The sequence below is a fragment of the bacterium genome, assembly GCA_030018315.1.
Classification (GTDB): domain Bacteria; phylum Hydrothermota; class UBA3073; order JACQXS01; family JAGMCI01; genus JASEGA01.
In genome coordinates this window covers 23,994-35,712 of the sequence record JASEGA010000021.1, presented here as the reverse complement: position 1 = coordinate 35,712, position 11,719 = coordinate 23,994, and the positions used below count along the sequence as shown (strand labels likewise).

Genomic DNA, 11,719 nt, shown 5'->3' with positions numbered 1-11,719 from the left:
AAATTTAACATTTTCACGTAATAATTATCTTTAACATTTTAAAATAATAACTACAAACAAAATTTTTTATTGACAGAAAGTCAAAAACTGTTATTATTAAAAATATGGCTAAATTACTAAAAGTAGCAGATGAATTAAAAGGGTTAGAGCGGCGTGAGTGGCAGTTATGGGCATTGATAACTGGATTATTTTTGGCATTTGTATTTTTTATTTCATTAGCATATTTTTATTGGAGATTTGAGACTGTTGGGATTAAGGAATACACTCTCAACGTCCTACTTTTAGGATTTGTAGGTTTATCACTGTTATTTTGTGCCCATGTGATTTTAACTGAACTGACAATAAAGCGTTTACGGAATAAAATAGTAGAAGCGGAGCGTAGTAAATTGGAAGCAGAGCGTAATAAAATGATAGAGCTGAGAGAAGCATACAAGGAGTTAGATAGTATCATTAAAGATATGGCTGATAGCTTAATTGTGATTGACTTAAATGGTAAAATTACGGCAGTTAATAAAGCTACTTGTACCCTTCTGGGTTATAAAGAAGAAGAGCTAATTGATAAGCCAGCCGGAATGTTATTCACTGAGGAGCCACCATTTAAAGGAAGGGATTTCGAAAAATTGATTAAAGGCGATTATATCCGCGATTATGAGTTAACTTGTGTAACAAAATCTGGTGATAAAATACCTGTTATATTTTCTAGTTCTGTAATGCGTGATAAAGACGATAATGTAATTGGGATTGTTGGTGTAGCCCATAATGGACGTGAAATAGAGAGGCTGAGGGAGCGTGACCGAAATTTGCAGATAGCACTCGGACTTATAAAATTGCCGCTTAAATATTCGTTAAAAATGGGTAATATTTATTTTATTAAAGAAAAGAGTCTAAAGAAAAGTTACGAAACCTTCTTAATCCAAATTACACACGGTAGTCAAGGGTTATGTTTTACTAAACTACATCCTGAAGAAGTTAGGAGAATGTATGGGCTTACAAAGACACCTATTATTTGGCTCACTTTTAGAACAGATGAAAGCGAGCGTACAATTCCATTCACAAAGTTAGATGAGCTAACTGCTACTGTGTCAGAGTATGTTAATAGTGTTAAAAACTCTGTAGTATTGATTGACTGCTTTAACCATATAAAGCTACTTAATGGCTTTGAACAGGCAATGAAATTTTTGTATACTATGAAGAGAATGATCTCTGGGGGTGACTCAAATCTGCTCATTACTATAGATCCGGACGATTTTACTGATGCACAATTATCAATTTTAGAGAAAAAAGCTGAAGAATTAAAGTGAGTGATAAGCAAGGTTTACTTTATTGACTTCTCTACAGGATTCCGCAAAAAATCTTACCCATCACAAGATATAATCTCAAAGCTTGATAGTCTATTCATCCGGTCAGGATTATTGGATTTATTTAAAGAAAAAGAGCTTGGGGTGAAGCCTCTTGTAGCTTGTAAGCTGCACTTTGGTGAGCGTGGTAATACAGGCTTTGTAAAACCAGTTTTTGTCAAAAAAATAGTTGAAATTATAAAATTAAAAGGTGGGCTCCCATTTCTTACAGATACAAATTCACTATATGTAGGTGAACGTGGTGACGCTCCGTCTCATATTAGGTTAGCAGCTGAGCACGGATTTAACGGAGCCCCAATTATTATTGCTGATGGCCTTAGGGGTGAAGAGCATATTAAAGTTAAGAGTAATGGAAAACACTTCAATGAGCTAAAGATAGCGAGTTCAATTTATTATGCAGACATTATGATTGTTATATCACATTTCAAAGGTCATTATGTAACAGGATTTGGTGGTGCACTTAAGAATTTAGGAATGGGGTGCGCTTCAAAGGCAGGTAAACTTGAGCAACACTCAAGTGTATCACCATGGGTCGGTGATGAGTGTACCGGATGCGGTGCTTGCAAGCGTTGGTGCCCAGCAGATGCTATCAAAATAACAGATGTAGCAAAGATTTTGAGTTCCAAATGCATTGGCTGTGCTGTATGTATCAGTGTATGTAAGATTGGGGCTATTAAAATAAATTGGGAAGATGTATCAGTTCAGCTACAGGAGAGGATGATAGAGTATGCAAAGGGAGCAGTTACTGGTAAACGTGTTGGTTACATCAATTTTATAACTGATGTTACCCCTCTTTGCGATTGTTGGGGTTCAAGTGACCCTCCCGTTGTACCTGATATTGGGATACTTGCATCACTTGACCCAGTAAGTATAGACGCTGCATCATTTGACTTGGTGAATAAAGCTTCTCTTGGTAAATTTGGTAAGCTTCATCCATCTGCTGAGCCAGAGGTGCAACTTAATTATGCTGAACAAATTGGACTTGGAACACAGAAGTATAAACTAATAAAAGTTTAATAGGGGGTGAGATGTACAAAAATTATATAAATGGGAAATGGATAGAAGCCCGTAGTGGTGAGACTTTTGTTAAGACAAGCCCTGCAACCCAAGAAGAGGTTGGCGTCTTTCCCTACTCTGGGGCTGATGATGTAGATAAAGCAGTAAAGAGTGCTAAGACTGCATTCACTGAGTGGAGTAAATTACCTATTCCAAAGCGTGGTGAAATTATGAAAAATTTTGGTGATTTACTTACTAAATATAAAGAGGAACTTGCAAGGATTGAAACTCAGGAGATGGGCAAAGTGCTTAAAGAAACAAGAGGTGATGTTCAAGAGGGTGTAGATACTGCATATTATGCATTTGGTGAAGGACGGCGTTTCTTTGGTGAGACTGTGCCATCAGAGCTGCGTAATAAGGTTTGTCTCACATTTAGGAGACCTATTGGAGTAGCTGGGTTAATAACCCCATGGAACTTCCCGGCTGCCATTCCTTGCTGGAAGCTAATCCCTGCTTTACTTGCTGGAAATACTATTGTGTTTAAGCCATCGCGTGAGTCTCCTATGACTGCTACCAGGCTTGTTGAGCTGTTACTTGAGGCAGGTGTTCTACCTACAGCCATAAATCTTGTTCATGGTTCTGGTGAGCTTGTAGGTGAAGCAATTGCTACCCATCCCGGTGTAGGGGTGGTAAGTTTTACAGGGTCAGTTGAGACTGGTAGTAGGATTGCAGAAATAGCAGGTAAAGGACTAAAGCGAGTATCTTTGGAACTTGGTGGCAAGAATGCTCAAATTGTTATGGAGGATGCAGACCTTGAGCTTGCCTTAGAAGGTGTAATTTGGGGTGCATTTGGGACTACGGGACAGAGGTGCACCGCGACTTCAAGGTTGATTTTGCATACTCCTATCCATGATAAATTTGTAGATATGCTGGTAGATAGGGCAAAGCGTATAAAGATTGGGAATGGGCTTGATGAGTCTGTAGAGATGGGACCACTCGTGTCTAAACGACAGCGTGAAAAGGTGCATGAGTATGTTCAGGTTGGAAAGAGTGAGGGTGCAACCCTTGTATGCGGTGGCAATTTTTATACCAAAGGCGAATGTAAGGATGGCTGGTTCTATGAGCCAACAGTGTTTACTGGGGTGCATCCTAATATGCGGATTGCACAAGAGGAAATATTTGGCCCAGTGCTTGCAGTACTTAAAGTAAAGGATTTAGATGAAGCAATTGATGTTATAAACTCTACCAAATATGGGTTATCTTCTTCTATTTATACTCGTAATGTAAATTCTGCAATGGTCGCAATTGAGCGTATTGAGGCTGGTATAACTTATGTAAATGGACCTACAATTGGGGCAGAGTGCCACCTACCGTTTGGAGGTGTAAAGAATACTGGCAATGGACATAGAGAAGGTGGCTGGACCGCTTATGAAATATTTACTGAGATTCAAACAGTTTACATTGACTATTCAGGTAAACTACAGAAAGCTCAGATAGATACATGGAAGGGAGAATAGCGTTAATTTTATTGTGATGAATAAATTAGTGCTTGCATTTTTGGTAGTAGCTTTGGGACTGCCAAGTTGCAAAAGGGAGGCAAAGAATGAAAAGACAGAGAAGACAACACAGTCAAACGAATCTACTGAAAGGATTGCACCAGATTTCACACTTGATGACTTAAAAGGTAAGCGCTACACTCTAAGTGAGCAAAAGGGTAAAGTTGTAGTTATTGACTTCTGGGCTACATGGTGCCCACCGTGTAGGGTAGAGATACCTAAACTTATATCACTTTACAATAAATACAAAACACAAGGGCTTATTATACTTGGAATTGGATTTGATAAAAAGGAAAAGCTAAACAAGTTTGCTAAGTCATATAAGATTAATTATCCTGTGCTTATAGGCACACCCGATATCGTTAAGACATACAATATACAAGCTATACCTACAACTTATATTATTGATAAGGAAGGTAAAATTGCCTCTCAGCATGTTGGCTTCAAAGAAGGAATGGAAGTAGAAATTGAAAAAGAAATAAAGAGCCTACTTTAACTTGAACGAAATATTGAGTTGACAAACTAAGAAAATAGATTATATTATATATGGAGGGTGAGGAATGCTCGAGTTTTGTGCTAGATTGTTGAGTGCCAATAAAGATTATTATGGGGAAAAAGGCTAAATTTGGGTGGGTAATGTTAATAGTTTTGCTCTCGCTTTACATAAGGTGTGCAAATAAGAAAAATGCCAGTTTACTCCAAGGAAAGGCTGAAGTGATGACGCTTACACTACACTATTCTGATGGCTCAATAACTGAGAAAGGCATACGAATAGCACCCGGATTTATAAGACAAAACTCGAATTGGGAGACTGAGTCCAGAGGATATACTACAAAAATTTACGGCCCGGCGGGAAATGTATTGCATTATGTTTCTATTGGTGACCCATCAGTTATTTTCTATGATTATCTATTAGAAGAGGAAGAACTAAGAGGAGGCACAGTGAAGCTCAATGAGACCGATTTTGTCGTAAGATTGCCTGTCCTTCCAAATATGGCTAAAATTGAGATATTATCACCTGAAGGTAAAATAGTATGGGTAAGGAGTATTACTAACAAAGAGATTGAAAAATTAAGAAAAAAAGGAGGGTATCATGGTAAAATTTGGTAAACTTGTATGGTTGACAGCTTTGCTATTGTTTCCTATAAGGTATGCAGTTGGAGACAATCTTAATTTAGCACAAGTGAAGGCTGAAGTGTTAATACTCAAATTGCACTATTCTAAGGGTTTGATAACTGAGAAAGGTATACGAATAGCACCCGGATTTATAGGACAAAGGCTGGATTGTGAGTGTAAATACGACAGGTATAGGGCAAAAATTTATAGCAAAGAAAGTAAAGTATTACACTTTGTCTCCATTGGTGACCCATCAATTGTGTTTTACGATTATCTATCTGAAGAAGGTGAACTCACTGGTGGTATACAAAAATTGGATGAAACCGATTTTGTTGTCAGGTTGCCTCTCTTTTCAAATATGGCTAAAATTGAGGTATTATCGCCTAAAGGTGATGTAGTATGGACAAGAGCTACTAGTGAAGAAGAGATAGAGAAGTTAAGAGGAGAGAGTAGGCGTCGCAAGAGACTCTGGGATTGTGAGACCATAATCAACAATGGACACATCACTAATCGTATTGATATAGTTGTGCTGGGGGATGGGTACACGAATGCTGAAATGGCAAAGTATCATGATAATGTTGACACACTTATAAACTATCTATTTTCTATAGTTCCTCCCTATAAGGAATACGCAAAATATTTTAATGTGCATAGAGTAGATGTAATCTCTGAAGAGTCTGGCATTGACTCTGGTTGTCCCTCTCCCAGTGCAGTGGTAAATACAGCACTTGATGGCGGGTATTCGGGTAGATTACTACACATCAATACTTCCAAAGTATGGGCGGCAGCTGAGTCTGCTCCAGATTATGATTTAATACTTGTTTTAGCAAATTGTTGGGTATATGGTGGAGCCGGGTACTGGCAGGGTATAGCGGTTTCCTATAATGGGTATTCCATGAACCGTGTAATGGCACATGAAATGGGTCATGCTTTTGGTTGGTTATTGGATGAATATGATTCTCCAGGCGGTACTCCCGCTAACGGAGTCAATTGTGACGATAGCCCAACTCATCCAATATGGGAAGTTTGGGTTGGTACAGAAGGAGTGGGTTTTTGGTGGGGCTGTTGTTATGACCCGACAGGGCATGGCCGTCCTACATATAATAGTTGTATGATGCGTAGACTCTTGGATAAATATTGTGCAGTTTGTAGGGAGCAACTTGTAAAGCGCATTTATGGTTTTAATATTGCAACACTTATAGATAGCGCCTATCCAAATTCAGATAGTGTCGCTATAGGGGTCAATGATACCTTACAACTTAAGATTGATAAACTCACTGCCCCAACTACTGAAGTTAATTGGTTAGTTAATGGCTCCTCACAAGGCGTAACTACTGATAGCTTTCTGTTTGTAGCTCCTGATACTGCTGGCAAATTTGAAGTTAAGGTGACAGTCAAAGACACAACTAAGTGGGTCCGCAGGGACCCACCGCCTCTTTTAGTGAATGGTAGTGAACGCAACTGGTCTGTTACTGTTACTACTGCGCCTCCCGGCGTCTCAGCATCATTTGATGTTCCACTTGTATTTTCACTTTCACAGAGTCAACCTAATCCATTTAATAGAATTACTCATATAAGATACGCATTACCTGAGAAAGGTAAAGTTAAGCTTGTAGTTTATAATCTTGCAGGTCAGAGGGTAAGAACTCTAATAGATAAGAGAGACAAACCTGGTTACAAGGCAGTAATATGGGATGGTACAGATGACTATGGAAAGTTAGTGGGTAATAGTATATATTTCTGTAGATTAGAGTCTAATGGTAAAGTACTTACCTGCAAGATGGTGTTAGTTAAATAAAAATCAGCTTTACTGAATTATATGTAGTATCTTCAAGAAATACAGCATACAAGCTATACCGGTGACTTATATTATTGATAAGGAGGGTAAAATTGCGTTCAAGCATGTCGGCTTTACAGAAGGGATAGAGAAAGAAATTGAAGAAGAAATAAAGAGCCTACTTTAATTATCATTGATGTAAACAGAATCTGTAACTCAAAGCTTTAGCTGTGAAAAATTATCAACCCTGAAGGGTTAAGTTACACATTTCAGTCTATCTCAATGAATAATTTTGTACTCGTAAGTTAGCTCACCGACTGCTTTTAATGGGGCGGCTATTGGGCAGTATTTGTTAAGTGATAGTTCTATTGCCTCTTTTATTTTAGGCTCCGGTAATTTGTCTTGAAATACATAAGTTATATGCACTTTATTATAAACTTTTGGGTGTTCTTCTTTCCTTTCACCTTTGACTGAAATCTCAATCCCGCTGGGGTCAAGTCTCATCTTCCTTAATATATAGACAACATCCATCCCAGTACAAGTAGCAAGAGCTACAAGTAGTAGTTCCATAGGACGCGGCCCAGAGTCAACTCCCCCTTTATCTTTTGCAGCATCCGTAACTATTGAATGACCGCTATCTGTCATAGATATAAAACGCATACCATCAATAAATTTTGTCCTCACTTCTGTCATTTTACCTCCAATTTCTTAGCAAGTGGCTGCTTGAATGTATCAAATGCCTTTTTATCATATAGGCAGAAGATTACTTTCTTAATTTGTGTATCTTCTTTCAGATACTCCATTGTTGTAGATAGCATAATCTTAGCACATCTGTCCATAGGGAAGCCAAATACACCTGTTGATATCGCAGGAAATGCGATTGTCTTCAATTTATACTTATCCGCTAATTTAAGGCTGTTAATAGTAGCATTTTTAAGTTTAACATCCTCATCCCCTTCTCCCATACGTGGTCCTACTGCATGTATAACATATTTAGCATTCAAATTGCCACCACTTGTTATGACTGCACTCCCTACAAATGTACCACCTATATTGTTACATTCTTTTTGTATCTCCGGTCCACCCTTCCTCCGTATAGCACCGGCGACACCACCACCCATCCATAAGCGAGTATTAGCAGCATTGACAATAGCATCTACAGTAAGTTCTGTGATGTCACAGAGCAAGAGTTTAATAGTTCGTCCATTTACTTTAATTTCCATTTCCCTAATTAAAAATCATTGAATGTATTCAACTGCATTCCTAAAAATTATCAATCCTTGTGGTTCTTTTTTAGCTCTCGTCCATCTTGGATATTGTGTCTCAAATATGAACCTTTCTGGGTGTGGCATAAGCCCAAATATTCTGCCACTCGTGTCACATATACCAGCAATGTTGTCCATTGAGCCATTTGGATTATAACCTTTGTATCTAAGTGCTACTTGTCTATTTTTATTAAGTTCTTTTATTATTGATGGTTGTGCTACAAACCTACCCTCAGCGTGTGCAATTGGGAGCTCAATTTCATCAATCCCTTTTGTAAATATACAGTTAGTCTTGGGAGCTTCAAGCGCTACCCACTCACATTGAAATAGACCTGATACATTGTTAGTTAGAGTGATAACTTGTTCACCTAATTTACCATAAGGTAGTAAACCAAGCTTGACAAGCACCTGAAACCCGTTACAAATTCCAAGTATAAGCTTACCAGAAGTAACAAATTTATCTACATCTTCACCTAATTTAAATCTTAGCTCATTTGCAAGTATCTTACCGGCTGAAATATCATCCCCATAAGTAAAGCCACCGGGAATGACAAGTATGTCGTAGTCATTAAGCGACTTTTTATGTCTTATTAGTTCATTTATATGAACCAAGTCAACGATGTAGGGGCGAGATGACCTCGCCCCTACAACCTCAAACGCAACTTTAGTCTCTATATCACAGTTAGTGCCAGCAGTCCTTAAAATTAGTGTGCGTGTTTTACTATATTTACGTATAGACGGGGTTACCCCGCCCTTACAATGGACTGGCTCAGTGCCTATTGCTTCTTGCTTCTTATGTTCTATTCTTTGTAACCTAAGTGGCTTCTGCCATGCAGATTTGAGAGCACTAATTTTTGACTTCACAATCGGCTTACCATTTAATCCAAATATCTCTAACTCATCTCTATTAGTAGTTATTCCAATCTCAGCAAAATCAATTTCTGATAGCATACTCGCAAACTCAGATTTGTTTTCTCTTGCTACTTCTACAATGAATCTTGAGTTAGATTCAGAGAATAATATTTGGTCATTTTTGGTAATAGTTTCCCCACAAATTACCTTATTGAGCCATACTTTCATCCCTATCCCGCCTGCAAAACACATCTCCGCACATGTTACGCCTATACCGCCTTCAGAACAGTCGTGGCATGCCTTAACAAGACCAGTTTTTATTGCGTTATGAAGAGCGCTAAATAGCGATGGCTTGGGTCTCACTTTTGGAACACAATTACTCACAAAGCTCCGTATTTCGTAATAATGAGAGCCACCAAGTTCATTATATGTCTTACCAATTATGTATATAAGGTCATTGGAAGCCTTTAAGTCCATAGAGACTGCTTTATTTATATCTTCTATAATCCCAATAGCAGAGATAAGTAGTGTCGGTGGTATTGAGATTGAGCGCTTCCCTATTTTGTATTCATTATTTAACGAGTCTTTTCCAGATATAAATGGTAGCTTGTAAGCCTTAGCTATATCATAGCAGCCTTGAACAGCACGAACAAGCTCACCTAACCTATCCGGCTTATCCGGGTTACCCCAAGAGAAGTTATCAAGTATTGCGACACGCTTAGGATTAGCGCCCACTGCTACAACATTTCGTATTGCCTCGTCAATATTCGAGCCTGCCATCCAATACGGGTCCCCTGAATCAAGTTCAGGGTCACCATACTTTGGATTAATACCACAGCCAATAACAATACCACGGTTAGAATTAAGTAATGGTCTTACAATACAGGCATCACCTGGCCCATCATAGCCAACAAGTGGCTTACATACACTACCACCTTGCACCTCATGGTCATACTGTCGAATAACCCACTCTTTGCTACAAACATTTAAACTTGAAAGTATACACAATAAATATGGGGTTAAGTCCTTAGGTTCAATATACTTGGGCTCATTAAACTTTTTCGGCTTCCAACTTGCATACTTTATAGGTAAAGGTAACCCTTCATGCAGGAACTTCATATCAAGTTTGCCAACAACATTGCCTTCATACCTAAGTATCAATGTCTTATCATCGGTAACTTCACCAATAACAGTAGCCTCTACATCTTCACTTCTGCATAATTCGAGTAATTCGGCTAATTTTTTTGGTGGCACAAATATTATCATACGCTCCTGTGCCTCAGATATCCATATTTCACTGTAGGAAAGCCCCTCATATTTAAGTGGCACTTTATCCAAATCAACTATTGCTCCGGTTGAGTGTGCAAGTTCACCTATAGCTGATGATAGACCACCGCCACCACAGTCTGTTATAGCACGATAAAGACCTCTATCTCTTGCTTTTAAAAGTATATCAACAAGCTTCTTTTCAGTTATTGGGTTACCAATCTGGACAGCACCACTTGAAATCTCTTCAGACTCCTTAGTAAGCTCAATTGATGCAAATGTAACACCATGAATACCATCTCTGCCAGTCCTACCACCAACAAGGACAATTAAGTCACCACATACTACTTCTTTTTTACACTTATCATCAGGTATTAAGCCAACAGTGCCACAATAAACTACTGGATTACCAATGTATCTATCATCAAACAAAACTGCGCCATTCGCTGTTGGTATACCCATTTTATTACCGTAATCTCTAACACCAGCTACTACCCCTTTCATAATACGAAGTGGATGCAGTGTTCCCGGTGGTAGTCTTTTATGAGGATAATCTGGTGGTCCAAAGCAAAACACATCTGTATTCAGGATTGGCTTAGCACCAAGTCCTGTCCCCAATGGGTCTCTAATGACACCACCTATACCAGTGCCTGCCCCACCATATGGCTCAAGTGCTGACGGATGATTATGGGTCTCTACTTTGAAGCAGATATTGTAGCCGTCGCCAAATTTGATTATACCTGCATTATCCTTGAAAACAGATACACACCAGCTTGGTGATAGTTCATTTGTGACCTGCATAATTGTATCAATAAGTGGTGGAATAAGCTTACCGTTAAACTCAATCATTGACTTAAATGTCTTATGTACACAATGCTCAGACCAAGTCTGTGCTATTGTCTCAAGCTCAACATCAGTAGGGTTGCGTGCAAGTTTCATAAAATGCTTTTGAATTGCTTTCATCTCAATTAAATTAAGACCAAGCATACCACGTTTACTTATGTTCAATAAGTCCTTATCTGATGCAGTAAGTAAATCTACAGATACGAGTTTAAAAGAATACTTTGGAGTTGTAACAATATATTCTTCATTTCTAACAATATGCTGAATAGTGCGGTTAACTAATAGCTTATCAGCTACAAATTCAAGCTCCTGTTTTGACAGTGCCCCTGTAATTAAATACTTTTTAGCTGTCTTTACTGCTTCTACTCCTTTAATTCCTAAATCCTGCATTCCCTTAACTACACTTATAGCTACTGCATCCATAACGCCAGGATTATAAGCTACCTCAATAGTAAAGCATTTAGCATTTAGCATTTGGCGTTTAGGATTTATCTTATATGTTTCCCATACTTTATCTGCAAGCAAGTCTTGTGCAATTCTTTGAACATCAATTTTTGTAAGGTTACCAAAAATTAAATAAGTATAGATGACTTCTACAGACTGGACATTAATTCCGAGGTCAAATATATCTTTCTTAAGCTTATCGCCTTCTATATTATCTTTCTTTTTTACTTCAATTCTAAACATAAT

General features: G+C 38.3%; 9 protein-coding genes. 6 read left to right on the top strand and 3 right to left on the bottom strand.

Features of this window, described 5'->3' with window-relative positions; translation table 11 throughout:
• The first annotated feature begins 104 nt into the window (after nt 1-104).
• The 6 genes from QMD71_07475 to QMD71_07450 all read left to right on the top strand — a co-directional run bounded on the left by QMD71_07475 (nt 105) and on the right by QMD71_07450 (nt 6,824).
• Nucleotides 105-1,301: a DUF835 domain-containing protein gene (locus tag QMD71_07475; GenBank protein ID MDI6840669.1), complete on the top strand. Its 1,197-nt coding sequence runs from the start codon at nt 105-107 to the stop codon at nt 1,299-1,301.
• Between the two features lie 3 nt (nt 1,302-1,304).
• Nucleotides 1,305-2,375, top strand: a complete 1,071-nt coding sequence (locus tag QMD71_07470) for a DUF362 domain-containing protein (protein MDI6840668.1) — start codon at nt 1,305-1,307, stop codon at nt 2,373-2,375.
• An 11-nt stretch (nt 2,376-2,386) separates the two neighbouring features.
• Nucleotides 2,387-3,871 (top strand): aldehyde dehydrogenase family protein, encoded by a 1,485-nt coding sequence (locus QMD71_07465; protein ID MDI6840667.1) that lies wholly within the window; start codon nt 2,387-2,389, stop codon nt 3,869-3,871.
• 16 nt (nt 3,872-3,887) lie between these two features.
• Nucleotides 3,888-4,406, top strand: a complete 519-nt coding sequence (locus QMD71_07460) for a TlpA disulfide reductase family protein (protein ID MDI6840666.1) — start codon at nt 3,888-3,890, stop codon at nt 4,404-4,406.
• Between the two features lie 140 nt (nt 4,407-4,546).
• Entirely contained in the window at nt 4,547-5,020 is a 474-nt protein-coding gene (locus QMD71_07455) for a hypothetical protein (protein MDI6840665.1), read from the top strand.
• Entirely contained in the window at nt 5,004-6,824 is a 1,821-nt protein-coding gene (locus QMD71_07450; protein ID MDI6840664.1) for a M64 family metallopeptidase, read from the top strand. Before QMD71_07455 ends, QMD71_07450 begins: the two co-directional genes overlap by 17 nt.
• Nucleotides 6,825-7,082: 258 nt before the next feature.
• Here the strand turns inward: QMD71_07450 and QMD71_07445 are convergent, their stop codons facing one another.
• From QMD71_07445 to purL, 3 genes are read right to left on the bottom strand one after another with little or no spacing between them, the layout of a single operon-like run.
• Complete coding sequence (locus QMD71_07445; protein MDI6840663.1) at nt 7,083-7,496, bottom strand: OsmC family protein; 414 nt, start codon at nt 7,494-7,496, stop codon at nt 7,083-7,085.
• Nucleotides 7,493-8,026: a macro domain-containing protein gene (locus tag QMD71_07440; protein ID MDI6840662.1), complete on the bottom strand. Its 534-nt coding sequence runs from the start codon at nt 8,024-8,026 to the stop codon at nt 7,493-7,495. Before QMD71_07440 ends, QMD71_07445 begins: the two co-directional genes overlap by 4 nt.
• Before the next feature lie 15 nt (nt 8,027-8,041).
• Nucleotides 8,042-11,716 carry a phosphoribosylformylglycinamidine synthase subunit PurL gene (purL, locus tag QMD71_07435; GenBank protein MDI6840661.1) on the bottom strand — a complete coding sequence of 1,225 codons (3,675 nt, stop codon included), beginning with the start codon at nt 11,714-11,716 and terminating at the stop codon, nt 8,042-8,044.
• Nucleotides 11,717-11,719 lie beyond the last annotated feature (3 nt).